We start from the raw sequence: 17,946 nt of genomic DNA, 5'->3' as shown, positions 1-17,946 counted from the left end.
CAATTCGAGGCGAGGGCCGGTCCATTTCGATCCCGGCGCCGCCGGTTCGCGGCTGGCGAGACTGCCTTGCAGGGTCATCCCACGGCCTCCAGGCTCGCGAACTTGCCTTCGATCGCATTCCAGATCGCCGCCGCGACATCGGGGCCGCCGGTGCGCTTGATGGCGCGAATGCCGGTCGGCGAGGTCACGTTGATCTCGGTCAGATAGCCGTCGATCACGTCGATGCCGACGAAGATCAGGCCGCGTTTCTTCAGTTCGGGCCCGATGGCGGCGCAGATTTCCTGCTCGCGCGGCGAAAGTTCAGTCGCCTCGGCGGCCCCGCCGCGCACCATGTTGGACCGGATGTCATTTTCCGCCGGCACGCGGTTGACCGCGCCGCCCGGCGCGCCGTCGACGAGAATGATTCGTTTGTCGCCCCGACTGACGGCGGGCAGGAATTTCTGCACCACCCATTGCTCGCGGAAACTGGCCGCGAACAGATCATAAAGCGAGCCGTAATTGGCGTCCTGCGCCAGCAGCCGGAACACGGCCGCCCCGCCGTGGCCATGCAGCGGCTTCATCACCACTTCGCCATGCTCGGCGCGGAAGGCGTCGATGGCGCCCTTGTCGCGGGTGATGAGCGTCGGCGGCATCAGCTCGGGGTAATCCATCACGAAGAGCTTTTCCGGCGCGTTGCGCACGCTGGCGGGATCATTGACCACCAAAGTCCGGCCGCCGATCTTTTCGAGCAGATGCGTCGAGGTGATGTAGGAAAGGTCGAAAGGCGGGTCCTGTCGCAGCAGCACCACATCCATGCCGCGCAAGGCGATCTCGCGCGGGGCGCCGAGATCGTAATGATCGCCTTTCACGTCGCGCACGCGCAGATCCTGCGCCACGGCGACGACGTCGCTCCCGCGCAGGGACAGGCGATCGGGCGTATAATAGACCAGCTCGAAGCCGCGCGCCTGGGCTTCCAGCAGCAGCGCAAAGGTCGAATCGCCGACAATGTTGATCCGGTCGATGGGGTCCATCTGGACGGCGACTTTCCTGACCATGCTCATTGCAACCAGAACTCCGGATTCCACACATCGCCGCTGCGGCGGACGGCGATGTTAACGCCTTTGTTAATAAATTCAAAAATCACGCAATTTCACGGCCCCGCCGAATCGCCGCCTGAATCGCGACGCGATCCTACAGCACGCGGTTGCCGCGAATGACGACATTCTTGAAACTGTTCACGGCGCCCGGCACAGCCAGGTCGCCGCTGACGATCCGCTCCTGGAACATGGCGACGATATTCGCCTTTTTCGAGCCGCGCATTTCATTTTCGATGATCTCGCAGGGGCCGGGATCGCCCTGTGTGGCGAAGCCGATCGCGTATTCATTGTCGATCAGATGGTTCGCCTCGACGACGACATTGTTGCGCGCCTGGAAAAAGCCGGCGAGCACGCCGACGGCGGGCGATCCGACAATTGTGTTGCCGACCATGCGCACGTCGCCCTCGCCATGGACGCCATGGAGCCAGGCCATGCGCGGGCCAAATTCCTTGTCGGGATGGGAGGGCCGCAGCCCGCTGATGACATTACCGGCGATCAGGGCGCCGGCGCCATCGCCCGGCCCGAGATAATTGGTCGCGGAAATGCCCGCTCCGCAATCGGCGATGACATTGTTGCGAAACGTGGCGTTGCGGAAGCCGAATTCGGCGTACATCGCCTTTTCATTGAAGCTCTTGCAGCGATTGTCGGCGACGACGACGTCCCAGCCGCCGCTATTGCGCACGGCGGTATAGGCGCAGCGCTCGATGACATTGTTCTCGACCGTGACGGGGCCGCATTCCGCCACCCGCACGCCATTGCCGAACATGCCGACGCCGCCGGAGCGGTTGGAGATGTCCATGATCACATTATTGCTGATTCGCGACCCGTCATGGCGCTTCGAATGCAGGCTCCAATGGTGGATTCCATTGTCGCCGCAGCGCCGGATCCTGTTGGCGTCGATCACCATGCCGGCGCAATTGTCGTCATGGATGGCGGTTCCCGTCAGGTCCTGAAACGAGCAAAGCCGGATCCTGCCGCCGCAGCGGTGCTGGAACAATCCGGTCGCGCTGTTGCGGACCGTGCAGTTCTCCATCGCCACCTGGGCGACATCGTAAAAATTCAGCAGGCCGAAGGCGTCGTTGATGGGGCGGTTGGCGCCGTCGAAGACGATGTCTTCCAAAGTCACCGATCGCAGCGGCCCTTCATTGGCCAGCATGCCGCCGTCATAGCCCAGCCGCAGAATCGAGCCGCCCGGCGCGCCGACAAGATGGGCGCCTTCCGGCAGGACCACGCGATAGATGGTCGTGACGCCGCGCTTCAGGCGATAGGCCTTTTGCGCGCGGGCGGCTTCGGTCATTCCGGCGATGAAATCCAAGGTCGCGGCGGCGACCGGGTCGGACTGGCTGCGCGCCATGGCGCTGTAGAACGGGATCAGGCCCGCCGCCCGCGCGACGGTCGCGAGAAGCCGGCGGCGGGTCCGGGGAACATGCAGTTCGATCATCGGCCATTATCGGCGCAGGAAGATGGAAAAAGCGCAAAGACGGCGCGGAGATTTTGCACGATCGGCACGGGCGCGGCGACGCTGCGCCCGGGTTAAATTTGCGCGCTGGCGCGTTCCGGACTTGGCAGGGCGCGAAATTTCATCAAAGAGTCATCGCCACGCGTCAAATCAACGTTCGAATCCACGAATTTCCGGGGCCGCCATGGATTATTTCCGCCGCTTCACCTTTCTCGTCTGCGCTCCGGCTTTCGACGCCGACGAGCTGGAAGGCGAGCGCCTGAGGCAAATCATCGCCGCGGTGGAGAAATCCGGCTTCGAAGTCATCCGCGCCCGCCGCGTCGAGGACGCCGAACTCGCGATCAAGACCGACGCCGCCATCGGCTGCATGATCGTCGACTGGGGCAAGAAGGGCATGACCAGCAAGACAGCGAGCCTCATCTCCTATGTCCGCCGCCGCGGCCTCGAAATGCCGATCATCCTGCTCGTGCGCCGGAAGCGTTTCGAGGACCTGCCGATCGACGTGCTGGACAATGTCGACGGCTATGTCTTCCTCGCCGAGGAAACCCCCGAATTCATCGCCAAGAATCTCGTCAGCAAGCTCAAGCAATATGCCGAGACGATGAAGACGCCTTTCTTTGGCGAACTGGTCGATTACGCCGAGGAGGGCAACCAGCTCTGGACCTGCCCCGGCCATAATGGCGGCGTGTTCTATTCCCGCAGCCCGATCGGGCGGATTTTCGTCGAACATCTTGGCGAAGCCATCTTCCGCGACGACCTCGACAATTCCGTGCTGGAGCTGGGCGATCTGCTCGTCCACGAGGGCCCGGCCCTGCGGGCCCAGAAAGAGGCGGCGAAGATCTTCGGCGCCGAGCGGACCTATTTCGTCCTCAATGGCACCTCGGCCTCCAACAAGATCGTGCTCTCGGCGTTGGTCGCCCCCGGCGATCTGGTGCTGTTCGACCGCAACAATCACAAGGCCGCCCATCACGGCGCCCTGATGCTCGGCGGCGGCGTGCCGATCTATCTCGAAACCGACCGCAACGCGCAGGGCATGATCGGGCCGATCGATTACGAGGCGCTGGACGAAAAGAAAATCCGCAAGAAGATCCGCGACAACCCCCTGGTGACGGACAAGGAGGCCTCGAAAAAGGAGCGTCCGTTCCGCGTCGCCGTGATCGAGCAATGCTCCTATGACGGCACGATCTACAGCGCCGAGACCATTCTCGCCAAGATCGGCCCGCTCTGCGACTATATCCTGTTCGACGAGGCCTGGGCGGGCTTCATGAAGTTCCACCCGATCTTCTCCGGTCATTTCGCCATGGGCCTGAAGGATCTCGGCCCAGACGCGCCCGGAATCATCGCCACCCAATCGACCCACAAGCAGCTGGCGAGCTTTTCACAGGCCTCGCAGATTCACGTCAAGGACCGGCACATCAAGGGACAGGCGCGGCGTATCGAACATCGCCGCTTCAACGAGACCTTCCTGGTCCACGCCTCGACCTCGCCCTTCTATCCCCTGTTCGCCTCGCTCGACGTCGGCGCGCAAATGATGAAGGGCAAGTCCGGCGAGGTCCTGTGGGACGACACGATCCGTCTCGGCATCGAGATCCGCAAGAAAATCCGGGCGCTCGGCCAGGAGTTCGAGGAAAAGGCCAAGAGCAAGGACCGCGCCTGGTTTTTCGATCCCTTCGTCGCCGACGAAGTCGACACGCCGGATGGTCGCATGGCCTGGGAAGACGTCTCGACCGATGATCTCGCCGGCAACCCGGCTTACTGGACCTTCCAGCCCGGCGCCGTCTGGCATGGATTCCGCCATGTCGCCGATAACTATGCCCTGACAGACCCCTGCAAGCTCACGCTCATCACGCCGGGATTCGACCGAACCAATGGCAAATATCTCGATCATGGCGTGCCCGCGCCGGTGGTCGCGCAATATCTGCGCGAGAACCGGATCGTCGCCGAGAAGAACGACCTCAATTCGCTGCTCTTCCTGCTGACGCCAGGCGTCGAATCGAGCAAGGCGGGCGCGCTGATCTCGGCGCTGGTCGCCTTCAAGACCTATCACGACCAGAACGCGCCGCTGGAAGAGGTCATCCCTGAATTTGTGGCGAAGCGCGCCAAGCGTTACGCCGGGATGCGGCTGCGCGACCTGTGCCAGCAGATGCACGCTTTCTACCGCGACGCCGGCACCAGCGATCTCCAGCGCCGCCAGTTCCGCCCGGAGCATCTGCCGCGCCCCGCCTTGCTTCCGCAGGAGGCGGTGCAGAAACTGACCCGCAATCAGGTCCAATACCTGCCGATCGATCAGGTCGAGGGCAAGATGGCCACGACGCTCTGGGTCGTCTATCCGCCGGGCATCGCGACCATCGCGCCCGGCGAAATCCTCGACGAGCGCGCCAAGCCCATGCTCGATTATCTCAAGACCTTCGAGCGAGGCGCCAATCTCTTCCCCGGCTTCGAGGCGGAAATCCAGGGCGTCTATCGCGAGATCGGCCCGGACGGCTCAATCCGATTCCATACTTATGTGGCTGATCCCGACGCGTGACATCGGGACGTAGCCGGGCGGCGGTTCGCTGGCGCCCGGCCCCAGCGCGCGCTGGAGCATCACGCTGTCCGTCCACTTCCCGAAGCGGAAGCCGATGCCTTCGAGAAAGGCGACGCGGCGGAAGCCGCAGGCTTCGTGCAGGTTGAGCGACGCCTGATTTTCCGAATCGACATAGGCGATCATCTGGCGGTAGCCCGCATTGGCGCAGGCCTCGATCAGCGCTGGAAGCAGCCTGCGCCCGGCCCCGGCGCGCAGATGATTTTCATGCACATAGATCGAATGCTTGACGCAATAGCGATAGGCCGGCCGCTTGCGGAAGGGCACGGCATAGGCGTAGCCGATCACCACGCCGTCCAGCTCCGCGACCAGATGCGGCAGCCGATGCTTCTGCATGTTCTTGCGCCGGCGCTTGATGTCGTCGGCGTGCATGGGCTCGAATTCGGCGCCATTGTTCAGGCCATGGGTGACATAGCCCTTGTAGATGGCGAGCATCGCCGGGGCGTCGGCCTCGGTCGAGGGGCGGACGACGATCCTGCCGGTTTCCGGCGTCGTCGGGCTATCGGTCTGCTGGTCCGGCGCGATGGGCTGCATGGGCGGGGCCGCTCTATTTGGCGTGGGCGCCTTCCCTTAACCGATTTTCGCGCCGGCCGGGAGGGCTGTCATTCCGGCGGCGTTCCGTTGGCGGCAAGAATTTCGCCGACGAGATAGAGCGAACCGGCAATGAGAACGCGCGGCGGCGGCGAATCATGGCGGGCGAGCGCGCGCAGGGCCCCTTCTGCGCCTGCGGAGCTCTCCGCTTTCAGGCCCAGACTCCGCGCGATCGCCACGAGCTCTTCAGGGGCCCGCCCCACCTGTTCGCCGCGCACCGGCAGGGCGTAAACCTCCGTCGCAAGCCCGACGAAATGGCGCAGGAATCCGGCGGCGTCCTTGCTCTGAAGGCCGCCATAGAGCAGAATCAGCGGGCGCGACGCCTTCTCCTCGCAATCGGCCATAGCCTCGGCCAGCACGCGGCCACCGGCCTCGTTATGGCCGCCGTCGAGCCAAAGCTCGGCGCCCTTGGGCGCTAGCGCCGCGAGCCGTCCGCGCCCAATATTCTGTAGCCGTCCTGGCCAGTTCGCCTTCACGACGCCTGTTTCGAACGCCGCGAAGGGCAGGTCCGGCAGGCATTGCCGCAAGGCGGCGATCGCCGTTCCCGCATTGACCAGCTGATGGCGGCCCGCGAGCCGCGGCAAAGGCAGATCGAGCAGGCCGCGCTCGTCCTCATACACCATGCGCCCGCGTTCGGCGCGGCACAGGAAATCCTGCCCATAGAGCGAAAGCGGCGCACGCAGCCGGGCGGCCTCGCGCTCCAGGACGGCCAAAGCCTCGTCGCTTTGCGCCGACACGATGACGGGCGCTCCGGACTTGATGATCCCGGCCTTTTCAAAGGCGATCTTGGCGAGGGAATCGCCCAAAAATTCCACATGGTCGATGGAAATCGGCGTGATCACCGCGCAGGCGGGCGCGTCAATGACATTGGTGGCGTCGAAGCGACCACCGAGTCCGACCTCGAGCAGAAGGACATCGGCTGGATGATCTGCAAAGAGTTTGAGCGCCGCCGCCGTGGTCGCCTCGAAAAAGGTGATCGGCTCGCCGGCATTGGCAGTCTCGACCGCCGCCAGCGCCTGCGCCAGAGCCTCGTCGGACACCAGCTTGCCGCCGCCCGGCGCGGCAAGCCGGATGCGCTCGCGGAAGGCGACGAGATGGGGAGAGGTGTATACATGGACGCCGAGACCGGAAGCCTCCAGCATCGCCCGCATGAAGGCGATGGTGGAGCCCTTGCCATTGGTGCCGGCGACATGGATCACCGGCGGCAGGCGGCGCTGCGGTTCGCCGAGCGACGCCAGCAACCGCAGGATGCGGCCCAGCGAAAGGTCGATCCGCTTGGGATGCAGGTCGAGCAGGCGCCCGAGAAGGACGTCGGGCGCTGTCATGTCCGCCTTGTCAGGCCGCTTGCGCGGGCGCCTTGGTCAGCAGGCGGCAGATGCGGCCGAGTGTTTCGCGCATGTCGGCGCGGGGAACGACCATGTCGACCATGCCGTGCTGGCGCAGATATTCCGCGCGCTGGAAACCCTGCGGCAGGCGCTCGCGAATGGTCTGCTCGATCACGCGCGCGCCGGCAAAGCCAATCACCGCGCCGGGCTCGGCGACGTGGATGTCGCCCAGCATGGCGTAGGAGGCGGTGACGCCGCCGGTGGTCGGATTGGTCAGAACGACAATATAGGGCAATTTCGCCGCCTTCAGCCGCTCCACCGCCACGGTCGTGCGCGGCATCTGCATCAGGGAGAACATGCCCTCCTGCATGCGCGCGCCGCCCGAGGCCGTGAAAATGATGAAGGGAGTCTTCTTCTCGATGGCCCGGAACATGCCGGAAACAATGGCCTCGCCCGCCGCCATGCCGAGCGAGCCGCCCAAAAAGTCGAAATCCTGCACCGCGACCGTCACCTGCGTTCCCTGCAAGGCGCCCGCGGCAAGGGTCACGGCGTCATAGACGCCGGTCTTGGCGCGATAGTCCTTGATGCGGTCGGTGTAGCGCTTGATGTCCCGGAATTTCAAAGGATCGGCGGTAACTTCCGGAACCGGAAGGCTGTCATAGGCGCCGTCGTCGAACAGGGCCTCCAGCCGCGCCTTCGGCGGAATCCGCATGTGATAGCCGGAAGACGGCACCACGAAGAGATTGGCTTCCAGATCCTTGTGGAAGACCAGCGCGCCGCTTTCGGGACATTTGACCCAGAGATTTTCCGGCGTGTCGCGCTTCAGAAAGGAGCGGATCTTCGGCGGAACGACATTGGAGATCCAGTTCATGGGTTCACGCTCTCCTTCGCGGCGCTGGCGACGCCCGCAGCCAGTTCGCCCACCAACTTGCCGACCGCCGCGACCGTCGCCGGCCCGCCGCGCCCCTGGGCGTCGAGCGTTTTGGCCAGAGCGTCGATCAGCGCCGAGCCAACCACCACGCCATCGGCGTTGGACGCGATTTCATGGGCGGCGGCGGCGTCCTTGACGCCAAAGCCGACGGCGACCGGCAAGGCCGTATGACCCTTGATGCGCTTCACCGCCGCGGCGACCCGGGAATAGTCGGGCCGCGCCGCCCCGGTGATGCCGGTGATCGAGACATAATAGACAAAGCCGGAGGTATTGGCGAGGACGGCGGGCAGGCGGGCGTCGTCCGTTGTCGGCGTCGCCAGACGGATGAAGGCCAGCCCCGCCTTGAGCGCGGGGAGGCACAATTCCTCATCCTCTTCCGGCGGAAGATCGACCACGATCATGCCGTCCGCGCCCGCGGCCTTGGCGTCAATGAGAAATTTTTCCACGCCATACACGTAGATCGGATTGTAATAGCCCATCAGGATGATCGGCGTGTCGGAATCCTCGCGGCGGAAATCCGCGACAAGCTTCAGCACGCCTTTCAGCTTCATGCCGGCGTGCAGCGCGCGCAGGCCCGCCGCCTGGATGGCGGGGCCGTCGGCCATGGGATCGCTGAAGGGCATGCCGATTTCGATGACGTCGGCGCCAGCCTTGGGCAGCGATTTGACGATCTCCCGCGAGATCGCCGGGTCGGGGTCTCCCCCCATGACGAAAGTGACGAGGGCGGCGCGGTTTTTCGCGCGGCAATCAGCGAAACGGTTTTCAAGGCGAGCGGTCATGGCCGTGGGGGTAGCACAATGCGCCGGCCTTGAAAACGGGCGCTTCAAGCCAAATCGCGCAAAGCCTGCCGCAAGTCTGCCGCCCGGGCGCCGAGAGGCCCCTCGATTGCGGCGTGAACCCGCTCCCAGACGGGCGCGGCGCGCGCCAGCAACGCCCGCCCCTCCGGGGTCAGGATCAGCAGCTTGCCGCGCCGGTCTTTGGGATCTTTCTCGATCGCGACGAGGCCGCGCCGCTCCAGAGGCTTCAAGGCGGCGGTGAGCGTGGTCCGGTCCATGGCCAGGAGGGACGCCACAGGCGACATGGCGGCTGGCGACGGACGATTCAACGCGTTGAGCAGGGAAAACTGGCCATTGGTGAGGTCGAGAGGACGCAGCGCCTCGTCGAAGGTCCTGGCCAAGGCGCGCGCCGCCCTCTGGGCGTGAAGGCACAGGCAGGCGTCGCGTATGCGTTGGGTCGTCTCGAAGGAGAGCAAATCAGGCTCGGTTGACATGGTTTATTTATGTTGATATCAACTTAATTGTCAAGGAAAATCGGGAGGTTTCCAATGCAGTTCACGCCCTATCTGATGTTCCCAGGAAATTGCGCTGAAGCATTCGCCCATTACGAGAAGGCGCTCGGCGCGAAAATCGTCGCCATGTTTCCTTACGCCCAGGCGCCCGCCGGAACGCCCATCGCCCCGGGCGCCGAAAAAAAGGTGATGCACGCCTGTCTCGAAAAGGACGGCTTCCGCCTGATGGCCAGCGACATGGCGCAGGACTGCGGCCCGGACAGCGGCCAGACTCGCAACGTCACCGTGCATATTTCCGTCGCGGACGTCGAAGAGGCGAAGCGCATCATCGCCACGCTTGCGGAGGGCGGGCAGATGTTCATGCCGCCCGGCGAGACCTTCTGGTCCCGCTATTACGCCATGTTTGCCGACCGCTTCGGCGGCTCATGGATGGTCGATTGCCCGCGCGCGCCGGAAGAACTCGCAGCCAATCTGGCCAAGGCCTGACATAAGTCCAGACATGACGCGGCGCTGGCGAACTGCGCCGTAAGGCGCAGCCGCGTCACATGCCGCCGAGATGTTCCGCGACGGCGAAGATATCCTTGTCGCCGCGCCCCGACAGGCCGAGGACCATCAAATGGTCCTTCGCCTTTTTCGGCGCGATCTCGATGATTCGCGCAAGGGCGTGGGCCGGCTCCAGCGCAGGAATGATGCCTTCGAGCTGCGAACAAAGCTGGAAGGCGTCCAGAGCCTCCTTGTCGGTCGCCGAAAGATAGGTCACGCGGCCATTTTCCTTCAACCAGGCGTGTTCCGGGCCGATGCCGGGATAGTCCAGACCCGCCGAGATCGAATGGCCTTCGAGAATCTGGCCGTCGTCGTCCATCAAAAGGTAAGTGCGGTTGCCGTGCAGCACGCCGGGGCGACCGCCGGCCAGCGAAGCGGCATGGCCGTTTTCCACGCCAAGCCCATGGCCCGCCGCCTCGACGCCGTAAAGCTCGACCGAAGGATCGTCGAGGAAGGGATGGAACAGGCCGATGGCGTTGGACCCGCCGCCGATGCAGGCGAACAGCGAATCCGGCAGGCGGCCCTCGGCGGCGACCATCTGTTCGCGGGTTTCATCGCCGATCACGCATTGGAAATCGCGCACCATGGCGGGATAGGGATGCGGACCGGCCGCGGTGCCGATGCAATAGAAGGTGTCGTCGACATTGGTGACCCAATCGCGCAGGGCCTCGTTCATGGCGTCCTTGAGCGTGCGGGCGCCCGACTGGACCGGCACGACCTTGGCGCCGAGCAGGTTCATGCGGAAGACATTCGGCTTCTGCCGCTCGACATCCACCGCCCCCATATAGACCACGCATTCGAGGCCGAAACGCGCGCAGGCCGTGGCGGTGGCGACGCCATGCTGTCCCGCGCCGGTTTCGGCGATGATGCGCTTCTTGCCCATGCGGCGGGCGAGCAGGATCTGGCCCAGCACATTATTGATCTTGTGCGCGCCGGTGTGGTTCAGCTCCTCGCGCTTGAAATAGATCTTGGCGCCGCCGAGATGCTCGGTCATGCGCTCCGCGAAATAGAGCGGGCTCGGCCGACCGACATAATGGGTGAGCAGATATTTCAGCTCGGCGTGATAGGCCGGGTCCTGCCGCGCCGCGTCATAGGCCTTTTCCAGCGACAGGATCAGCGGCATCAGGGTTTCGGCGACGAAACGCCCGCCGAATATGCCGAAATGGCCGCGCGCGTCGGGGCCCTGACGCAAGGAATTGGCCGTAAATTTGGGCGCAAGTTGGGGCGATTGACTGTTCATGGCTCTGCTCTTGGCTCTTTCGCGCGCGCCGGGACGGAGCGCCGGGAAGGGCCGACTGAACGATTTAACGCATTTTCCCGCCGGGAGGATCGCCGCGATATGAGAAAAGCGCCAGAGCCTGCTCTCTTAAACGCTTCCAGCGGGGAGGCCAAGTCGGTTTGGAAGTCGATCTTGCAAGCCGAATTTGCGCTTCACGCGGCGGCGCGGGCGGCGGCGATGAAAGCGAGAATCTTCGCGGCGCTCTTTTCGCCCGGCGCATCCTCGACGCCGGACGAGACATCGACGCCCGGCGCGCCGGTCAGGCGGATCGCCGCGCCGACATTTTCAGAATCAAGCCCGCCCGACAGCATCCAGTTTTTCTTCGTCGCCAAGCGCGCATGATTGCGCAGCAGCGTCCAGTCGAAGCTCAAGCCATTGCCGCCGGGCAAAACGGAATCCTTCGGCGGCTTGGCGTCGAACAGCAGGCGGTCTGAAACGGCCTCATAGTCCGGCGCACATAAAAAATCCGCCTGTTCGGCGACACCGAGGGCCTTGAGGATGGGAAGACCGAAAGTGGCGCGGATTTGCGCGACGCGCTCCGGCGTTTCGGCGCCGTGCAATTGCAGCCAATCCGGCGCCAAGGCCTCGATGACGGAGGCGATGCGCGAATCGTCGGCATTGACGACGAGCGCGACTTTTTCCGCCCGCCCGCGAACCTGTTCCGATAGCTGGCGCGCCTCGGCGAGCTCGAGATGGCGCGGGCTTTTCTCGAAAAAGACGAATCCGACCATGTCGGCGCCGCCGGCCAAAGCGGCCTCAAGCGGCTCCGGTCGTTTCAGGCCGCAAATCTTGACGATGATGGACATGGGACGTCAGGCGGCGCTGCGGGGCGGAGCAAGCGCCGTCGAAGGGTCGTTGGGCGCCTGTAGCGCCTTGACCTGCGCGCGCAGGGATTCGTTTTCGCCGCGCAGAACCTCCGCCTGACCCTTCGCGTCGCGCAAAGCCTTGCGGAACCGGCCCTGACGCAGCCAGGTCGCAAAGCCGCCGAGCAAGACGCCCGCCATGGCCGCGCCGATCAGCACGATGAAAAGCGGCAGGACGAGTTGCGGCGAAGGAATGTCGCCGCCATTGAAGGGATCAAAGGAAACGACGACGTTCTGGCGATTGGCCAGGGCGAAGATGAGGAAGATCAGAGCCAGCGGCGCAATGACCAGAAATTTCAGCAAATTGCGCATCGCTCGCCCCGTGTTCCGGTCCCGGTTCAGGACGCGTCCTGATCGTTCAGGCGCTCGCGCAATTCCTTACCCGTCTTGAAGAAGGGCACGAATTTCTCGGCGACCTCAACCTGATCGCCGGTGCGCGGATTGCGGCCGACGCGCGCGTCGCGCTTCTTGACCGAAAAGGCGCCGAAGCCGCGCAATTCCACGCGATCGCCACGCGACAAGGCCTCGGTGACCTCATCGAGAATAGCATTTACGATGTTTTCGACATCGCGAAGGTAGAGATGGGGGTTTCTGTCGGCAATACGTTGAACGAGTTCCGATTTAATCACTGAAGTCGTCCCTATTTCGCGCGCGGGGAAATGGCTCGGCGCAATTTTTCTTAATGTTGGGCGTCAACTTGCCAAATCGCCAAAAGGCCGTCAAGCGCCGCGGAGTCGCGGGCGTTTCCAGCCTTCAGGGCCAGTTCGGCCGCCTGCGTGAACCCCATCAGCCCGAGAGCGTCCGAAGCGAGACTGAAAAGACCCAGCCGGTTCGCCGCGCTCGGCTTTTTCCATTCGCGGACCGGCAGCCCTTTGGCGATTCCCTTTTCCTGCTCCAGCCAGGCGACGGCTTCCCGCTCTCCGCCGAAAGCATCGACCAGCTTGAGCGGCAGACCCTGCCGGGCAGTGAAGACGCGGCCGTCGGAGACGGTCGCCAAATCCGAATCGCTCATCTTGCGGCGGTCCTTCACCAGCCCCTTGAACCAGTCATAGGAATCGACCACGAGCGAATTGATCGCGGCGCGCGCGGCCTCGCTGGTCGGCTCGAACCCGTTGGGCGAGGCCTTGAGCGGCGAGGATTTGATCGTCTCGACCTTGACCCCGATCGTGTCGAGCAATTTGGTGACATTGGGGAACTGGAACAGCACGCCGATGGATCCGACGAGCGCGTTGCTGTCGGCGAAGATGCGGTCGGCGCCGAGCGCGGCGATATAGCCGCCCGAGGCCGCCAGGCTGTCCACCACCGCGACGACCGGCTTTTTGGCCGAGACCCGACGCAATTCGTCATAGATCTGCTCGGAGCCCGTCACCGTGCCGCCGGGGCTGGAGATTTCGACGATGAGCGCGGTCGCCTTTGATTCGCCGACGTCCTTGATGAGCTTCAGCGTTTCGCGATCGCCGGTGATCAGGCCCTTGACGTCGAGGCGCGCGATATGGGGCGTCAGATGCGTCGAAGCGCCGCCGAAACGGGCCGCCGCGACCACGACCGCCACCGCAGCGAGCCCGATGGCCGCGATCCGCCAGAATGTGAGTTTGCGGCGCAACTGCCGCCGGTCGAGGATGGTTTCAACGGGCGCGTTTTGCGTCATGCCGGGCTCTCCGCTTGCGTTTGCGAACTTAAGGTCTCGTCCTGCGAACCTCAATGCGGTCCGGCGATTCTTTTCACGTTCTGGTTTCCGGCGCGGCGGCGCCGGTCCGCGGCGAGCAGCGCGAGACCAGCGGCGACCGACTGGAACGGATTGTCGTAATGCAGCTTTTGCGCGCCAAAGCGGCGTTCGAATACGGCGCGCAAGCTCGGAATGAAGGAGGTTCCGCCCGTCATGAAGACCGCGTCGACGCGGTCGGCGGAATATTTCGCCGCCGCCATCGTATCGTCCAGCGCGCCTTCGATTTTGGCGAGATCGGGCGCGATCCATGTCTCGAAATCGGTCCGCGAAACCATCGAATCGATCGACACGCCGCCATGCGCGAAACGGAGCGGCGCCTCGGGCGCGGAGGACAGCGCCGCCTTGACGGCGCCGACCGTCTGGTAAAGTTCGAAGCCGAGATCAAGCTCGATCAGTTCGGCCAGAGCCTCCAGTTCGGCGCCCCGGGCCGAAACCTCCGCGAAACGGCGCAACTCGGTCAGGGTCTTCTGTGTCTTCAGCCAGGAAATCTGGTGCCACTGCGCGAAAGAGGCGTGGAAATAGGCCGGCAGAGGCAGCACTTTCTCCAGCGAGCGATAGGTCGCGCCCTTGCCGAGGCGCGGCGAGATCACATGGTCGATCAGACGGAAATCGAAGGAATCGCCCGCCACGCCGCAGCCGCCATGGCCGAGGGCCTCCGCTTCGAGGCCGTCCGCCCCATGCGAGAAATGCAGCAGGGCGAAATCGCTGGTGCCGCCGCCGAAATCCGCGACCAGCACGGTTTCGTCGCGGCGCAGATTGCGCGCATGCCAATAGGCGGCCCCGAGCGGCTCATAGGCGAATTCCGCCTGCGCCAGCCCCGCGCGGGCATAGGACTGCGACAGCCGCCTCAACGCGAGGTCCTCGTCCGGCCTTTCGCCGGCGAAAACCACCGGGCGACCAGCGGCCAGGAAGGCGCCGTCGGCGACCGCCGTCCCGCCCTGCGCCTCGAACAGATGGCCCAGAAAGATCGCGACCATATCCTCGATGGTCACCTTCTGGCCGAACAGCCGCGCTTCCGAAAAGACGCGGCTGGCGAGATGGCTCTTGAAGGACTGGATGAAACGCTCGGTCGGCTCGGCGGAGATCGCGCGCTCCAGCGCCTGCGGCCCCGCGACATGGCCCAGACCGCGGCCCTGCTTCCAGAAGGTCAGGGCGGTGCGGAAGGTCTGCGTCGGCCCCTTGGCGCTGGGCCAGGTCATGGTCCGCACTTCACCTTTTTCATCGGCGAAGGCGATGACGCTATTGGTGGTGCCAAAATCGACGCCGACGGCGTAAGTCATTCTGTCTCCGAATAAAAAACCCCGCGCGAAAATTTTTCGCGCGGGGCGGGTTTCCCTGAAGGGAAAGGACTTACTTGGTTTCGCGGGCTTTCAGCGCGGCGCCGAGAATGTCGCCGAGCGAGGCGCCCGAGTCGGCGGAGCCATATTGAGCGATGGCTTCCTTCTCCTCGGCCACTTCCAGCGCCTTGATCGACACAGCCACCTTGCGCGCCTTGCGGTCGAACAGGGTGACGCGGGCGTCGACCTTTTCGCCGACGGCGAAGCGGTCGGGACGCTGGTCGGCGCGGTCGCGGGCCAGTTCGTTGCGCTTGATGAAGGCCTGCAGGTCGGAGCCGACGATCTTGACTTCAAGGCCGCCGTCTTTGACTTCCAGGATTTCGCAGGTGACGATCGCGCCCTTCTTCAGCTCGCCGTCTTCGCCCGTGGTCGGAGCCGAGGCGAAGGGGTCGCCGCCCAGCTGCTTCACGCCGAGCGAGATGCGCTCCTTCTCGACATCGACGTCGAGGACGCGGGCGTGAACGACATCGCCCTTCTTGTAGTCTTCGATCGCCTGCTCGCCGGGACGGTTCCAGTCGAGGTCGGAGAGATGGACCATGCCGTCCACATCGCCGTCGAGACCGATGAACAGACCGAATTCGGTCTTGTTCTTGACCTCGCCTTCAACGTCCGAACCCACCGGATGCTTTTCGGCGAAGGCTTCCCAGGGATTCTGCAGGGTCTGCTTGAGGCCCAGCGAAATGCGGCGCTTGACGGAATCGACTTCCAGCACCTGCACGTCGACTTCCTGGCTGGTCGAGACGATCTTGCCGGGATGGACGTTCTTCTTGGTCCAGGACATTTCCGAAACGTGGATCAGACCTTCGATGCCCGGCTCCAGCTCGACGAACGCGCCGTAGTCGGTGATGTTGGTCACGCGGCCATGGAAGCGCGAGTTGATCGGGTACTTGGCCTCGATGCCCTGCCACGGATCGTCGAGCAGCTGCTTCATGCCCAGCGAGATGCGGTGGGTTTCGTGATTGATCTTGATGATCTTCACCTTCACCGTCTGGCCGATGTTGAGCACTTCGCTCGGATGATTGACGCGGCGCCAGGCGATGTCGGTGACATGCAGCAGGCCGTCGATGCCGCCGAGGTCCACGAACGCGCCGTAATCGGTGATGTTCTTGACCACGCCCTCGATCGTCACGCCTTCTTCGAGGTTGGCGACGATTTCATGGCGCTGTTCGGCGCGGCTCTCTTCGAGCACGGTGCGGCGCGACACGACGATATTGCCGCGGCGGCGATCCATCTTCAGAATCTGGAAGGGCTGCGGCACGCCGAGCAGCGGGGTGACGTCGCGGATCGGACGGATATCGACCTGCGAGCGCGGCAGGAAGGCCACGGCGCCGTCGAGATCGACGGTGAAGCCGCCCTTGACCTGGTTGAAGATGACGCCGTCGACCTTTTCATTGGCCTCGAACGCCTTTTCGAGCTTGACCCAGCTCTCCTCGCGGCGCGCCTTGTCGCGCGAGATGACCGCTTCGCCGAGCGCGTTCTCGACGCGTTCGAGATAGACTTCGACTTCATCGCCGACCGCCGGGGCCGGATCGCGGCCGTGGCCGGTGAATTCCTTGAGGGCGACGCGGCCTTCAGTCTTCAGACCGATATCGATGACGGCGACGTCCTTCTCGATGGCGACGACGCGGCCCTTGACGACCGACCCTTCGAACGCCTCGCTCTCGCCATAGCTCTCCGCGAGCAGGGCGGCAAAATCATCACGCGACGGGTTCATACCCGCGTTGCTGGCAGACGACATATTTTCTCCTAATGGCCCGATAGGGCGCGCGCCGGTCCTGGGTTGGCGTTGACAATCGCTCCGTTCCGCCAGCGCGCATCGACGTTGCGATGCGCCTCGTCCAGGGAAATTATCCGGGACTGCCGGCGCGGGCCGGCGGGCGGGAGCAGTTTGAAGGCGGCGTTTTAGCAAAGGCGCGGGTTTTCCACAAGGCGGGAGATGGCGGCGCCGGGCCGCCCCCCGCTTATTTCTTCAGGAACCGCCGCGCGAAGCGGGCCAGCGCCGGAACCAGCCGGGGGCGGAGCAGCCGCTCGTCATAGCCGGCCATGCGCCGGTCGTTCTCGACAAGGCAGAGATCGATCAGTTCCGCCGGGGATAGTTCGATGCCCACGGCGCCCGTTCCCTGCATGGCGAAATTCGCGTCCTGCATCTCGCCCGAGTTGTCGAGGCCGCGCGCGATGCCGATCCGCTCCCAGATCAGGAAGACCCAGACCGCCGCTTCGGTGGCGCGGAAGTGAAGGCGCTTCCACCAGGGCAGGTTGCGGCGATGCCAGGCGACCCAATTGGCGAAGAACAGGATGTGGCGTCCCTCTTCCTGAATCACCGGCTCGAAGGTTTCGACCAGCTCGTTGGGGAAGTAGCCGGACCGGCGCGCGGTTTCGAACAGGCCGAAGGCGAAGAAACTGTCGATGCACTCGCTGTAGCCGGTCACCAGCCAGGCCCACATGGCGTCCTTCGGCGCGTCATAGGCCGGCTCCGGGGCGAGCGGGATGCCGTAAGCCTCGACGAGTTTCGAGAGGACAACCTTGTGGCGCGCCTCTTCGGCGGCGTCCATCTCCAGCGCCTCGCGCAGGAGCGGATCGCGAAGGGTTTCCGCGAAAGTCTTGACCCGGATCGACGCCCGGCCCTCGGTCTGGACGGCAATGTCCCAGATCGGCAGCGAGGTCACGCGCGCGAGCGCGTCCGGCTCGAGTTTCGGCCAATCGATAACGGCGGGCTTGTAGGGGTTATGCGTGTCGAGCAGCATGCGCGTGAACAGGCGCAAATGCTCGGGCGAGCCGATCCGGACAGGCCCGGCTTCGGCGCCTCTCCAGTTCCGCATCGCAAAATCGCTGGCTTCGAGACTGGCGACATTTCCGGTCATTTGGACAAATCTCCTTCGACGGATTCCCAAGGCGTCGGAGCGGCTGGACATCATACCGCGTCGCCGAGGCCTGGGAAGGCCGG

General features: G+C 64.3%; 17 protein-coding genes. 2 read left to right on the top strand and 15 right to left on the bottom strand.

The features are described from left to right. Window positions 1-74: 74 nt before the first annotated feature. Both gshB and QM467_RS09920 read right to left on the bottom strand, forming a co-directional pair. Window positions 75-1,034 carry a glutathione synthase gene (gene gshB, locus QM467_RS09925; RefSeq protein WP_283366190.1) on the bottom strand — a complete coding sequence of 320 codons (960 nt, stop codon included), beginning with the start codon at window positions 1,032-1,034 and terminating at the stop codon, window positions 75-77. A gap of 136 nt (window positions 1,035-1,170) precedes the next feature. Next, window positions 1,171-2,517: a TIGR03808 family TAT-translocated repetitive protein gene (locus QM467_RS09920; RefSeq protein ID WP_283366148.1), complete on the bottom strand. Its 1,347-nt coding sequence runs from the start codon at window positions 2,515-2,517 to the stop codon at window positions 1,171-1,173. Window positions 2,518-2,719: 202 nt separating this feature from the next. On the opposite strand from QM467_RS09920, the gene QM467_RS09915 reads away from it, so the two are divergent. Next, window positions 2,720-5,062, top strand: coding sequence for an Orn/Lys/Arg family decarboxylase (locus QM467_RS09915; RefSeq protein ID WP_283366147.1), 2,343 nt, complete (start codon window positions 2,720-2,722; stop codon window positions 5,060-5,062). Here the strand turns inward: QM467_RS09915 and QM467_RS09910 are convergent. From QM467_RS09910 to QM467_RS09890, 5 genes are all read right to left on the bottom strand, one after another. Next, entirely contained in the window at window positions 5,021-5,653 is a 633-nt protein-coding gene (locus QM467_RS09910; RefSeq protein ID WP_283366146.1) for a GNAT family N-acetyltransferase, read from the bottom strand. The genes QM467_RS09915 and QM467_RS09910 overlap by 42 nt on opposite strands. 68 nt (window positions 5,654-5,721) lie before the next feature. After that, window positions 5,722-7,035: a bifunctional folylpolyglutamate synthase/dihydrofolate synthase gene (locus QM467_RS09905; protein ID WP_283366145.1), complete on the bottom strand. Its 1,314-nt coding sequence runs from the start codon at window positions 7,033-7,035 to the stop codon at window positions 5,722-5,724. Window positions 7,036-7,045: 10 nt separating this feature from the next. Continuing rightward, complete coding sequence (accD, locus tag QM467_RS09900) at window positions 7,046-7,906, bottom strand: acetyl-CoA carboxylase, carboxyltransferase subunit beta (protein WP_283366144.1); 861 nt, start codon at window positions 7,904-7,906, stop codon at window positions 7,046-7,048. After that, entirely contained in the window at window positions 7,903-8,745 is an 843-nt protein-coding gene (trpA, locus tag QM467_RS09895) for a tryptophan synthase subunit alpha (protein ID WP_283366143.1), read from the bottom strand. Before trpA ends, accD begins: the two co-directional genes overlap by 4 nt. A gap of 44 nt (window positions 8,746-8,789) precedes the next feature. Next, window positions 8,790-9,236: a MarR family winged helix-turn-helix transcriptional regulator gene (locus QM467_RS09890; RefSeq protein ID WP_283366142.1), complete on the bottom strand. Its 447-nt coding sequence runs from the start codon at window positions 9,234-9,236 to the stop codon at window positions 8,790-8,792. A gap of 54 nt (window positions 9,237-9,290) precedes the next feature. Here QM467_RS09890 and QM467_RS09885 point away from each other — a divergent pair, with 54 nt between their 5' ends. Then, the gene (locus QM467_RS09885; RefSeq protein WP_283366141.1) at window positions 9,291-9,740 is read left to right on the top strand and encodes a VOC family protein; all 450 of its coding nucleotides are present in this window, start codon (window positions 9,291-9,293) and stop codon (window positions 9,738-9,740) included. Window positions 9,741-9,795: 55 nt separating this feature from the next. On the opposite strand, the gene trpB is transcribed toward QM467_RS09885, so the two are convergent. The 8 genes from trpB to QM467_RS09845 form a co-directional block, all read right to left on the bottom strand. Next, window positions 9,796-11,037, bottom strand: coding sequence for a tryptophan synthase subunit beta (trpB, locus tag QM467_RS09880; RefSeq protein ID WP_283366140.1), 1,242 nt, complete (start codon window positions 11,035-11,037; stop codon window positions 9,796-9,798). Window positions 11,038-11,228: 191 nt separating this feature from the next. Then, window positions 11,229-11,882 carry a phosphoribosylanthranilate isomerase gene (locus QM467_RS09875; protein ID WP_283366139.1) on the bottom strand — a complete coding sequence of 218 codons (654 nt, stop codon included), beginning with the start codon at window positions 11,880-11,882 and terminating at the stop codon, window positions 11,229-11,231. 6 nt (window positions 11,883-11,888) lie between these two features. Then, on the bottom strand, window positions 11,889-12,251 hold the full coding sequence (locus QM467_RS09870; RefSeq protein ID WP_283366138.1) for a LapA family protein: 363 nt from the start codon (window positions 12,249-12,251) through the stop codon (window positions 11,889-11,891). A 26-nt stretch (window positions 12,252-12,277) separates the two neighbouring features. Next, entirely contained in the window at window positions 12,278-12,583 is a 306-nt protein-coding gene (locus tag QM467_RS09865) for an integration host factor subunit beta (protein ID WP_283366189.1), read from the bottom strand. A gap of 35 nt (window positions 12,584-12,618) precedes the next feature. Next, window positions 12,619-13,587 (bottom strand): signal peptide peptidase SppA, encoded by a 969-nt coding sequence (gene sppA / locus QM467_RS09860; protein ID WP_283366137.1) that lies wholly within the window; start codon window positions 13,585-13,587, stop codon window positions 12,619-12,621. Between the two features lie 50 nt (window positions 13,588-13,637). Beyond that, on the bottom strand, window positions 13,638-14,945 hold the full coding sequence (locus tag QM467_RS09855; RefSeq protein ID WP_283366136.1) for an Hsp70 family protein: 1,308 nt from the start codon (window positions 14,943-14,945) through the stop codon (window positions 13,638-13,640). A gap of 70 nt (window positions 14,946-15,015) precedes the next feature. Continuing rightward, window positions 15,016-16,740: a 30S ribosomal protein S1 gene (rpsA, locus tag QM467_RS09850; RefSeq protein WP_283366135.1), complete on the bottom strand. Its 1,725-nt coding sequence runs from the start codon at window positions 16,738-16,740 to the stop codon at window positions 15,016-15,018. Window positions 16,741-16,963: 223 nt separating this feature from the next. Further along, entirely contained in the window at window positions 16,964-17,863 is a 900-nt protein-coding gene (locus QM467_RS09845; protein WP_283366134.1) for a hypothetical protein, read from the bottom strand. Window positions 17,864-17,946 lie beyond the last annotated feature (83 nt).

This window comes from Rhodoblastus sp. 17X3 (genome assembly GCF_030056575.1).
Lineage (GTDB): Bacteria > Pseudomonadota > Alphaproteobacteria > Rhizobiales > Beijerinckiaceae > Rhodoblastus.
This window is presented reverse-complemented; position numbering and strand designations above follow the sequence as displayed.

What these genes read in the sequence shown, in the direction of transcription:
- gshB (WP_283366190.1), bottom strand. Translation starts at nt 1,034, where the DNA reads ATGGTCAGGAAAGTCGCCGTCCAGATGGACCCCATCGACCGGATCAAC.
- QM467_RS09920 (WP_283366148.1), bottom strand. Translation starts at nt 2,517, where the DNA reads ATGATCGAACTGCATGTTCCCCGGACCCGCCGCCGGCTTCTCGCGACC.
- QM467_RS09915 (WP_283366147.1), top strand. Translation starts at nt 2,720, where the DNA reads ATGGATTATTTCCGCCGCTTCACCTTTCTCGTCTGCGCTCCGGCTTTC.
- QM467_RS09910 (WP_283366146.1), bottom strand. Translation starts at nt 5,653, where the DNA reads ATGCAGCCCATCGCGCCGGACCAGCAGACCGATAGCCCGACGACGCCG.
- QM467_RS09905 (WP_283366145.1), bottom strand. Translation starts at nt 7,035, where the DNA reads ATGACAGCGCCCGACGTCCTTCTCGGGCGCCTGCTCGACCTGCATCCC.
- accD (WP_283366144.1), bottom strand. Translation starts at nt 7,906, where the DNA reads ATGAACTGGATCTCCAATGTCGTTCCGCCGAAGATCCGCTCCTTTCTG.
- trpA (WP_283366143.1), bottom strand. Translation starts at nt 8,745, where the DNA reads ATGACCGCTCGCCTTGAAAACCGTTTCGCTGATTGCCGCGCGAAAAAC.
- QM467_RS09890 (WP_283366142.1), bottom strand. Translation starts at nt 9,236, where the DNA reads ATGTCAACCGAGCCTGATTTGCTCTCCTTCGAGACGACCCAACGCATA.
- QM467_RS09885 (WP_283366141.1), top strand. Translation starts at nt 9,291, where the DNA reads ATGCAGTTCACGCCCTATCTGATGTTCCCAGGAAATTGCGCTGAAGCA.
- trpB (WP_283366140.1), bottom strand. Translation starts at nt 11,037, where the DNA reads ATGAACAGTCAATCGCCCCAACTTGCGCCCAAATTTACGGCCAATTCC.
- QM467_RS09875 (WP_283366139.1), bottom strand. Translation starts at nt 11,882, where the DNA reads ATGTCCATCATCGTCAAGATTTGCGGCCTGAAACGACCGGAGCCGCTT.
- QM467_RS09870 (WP_283366138.1), bottom strand. Translation starts at nt 12,251, where the DNA reads ATGCGCAATTTGCTGAAATTTCTGGTCATTGCGCCGCTGGCTCTGATC.
- sppA (WP_283366137.1), bottom strand. Translation starts at nt 13,587, where the DNA reads ATGACGCAAAACGCGCCCGTTGAAACCATCCTCGACCGGCGGCAGTTG.
- QM467_RS09855 (WP_283366136.1), bottom strand. Translation starts at nt 14,945, where the DNA reads ATGACTTACGCCGTCGGCGTCGATTTTGGCACCACCAATAGCGTCATC.
- rpsA (WP_283366135.1), bottom strand. Translation starts at nt 16,740, where the DNA reads ATGTCGTCTGCCAGCAACGCGGGTATGAACCCGTCGCGTGATGATTTT.
- QM467_RS09845 (WP_283366134.1), bottom strand. Translation starts at nt 17,863, where the DNA reads ATGACCGGAAATGTCGCCAGTCTCGAAGCCAGCGATTTTGCGATGCGG.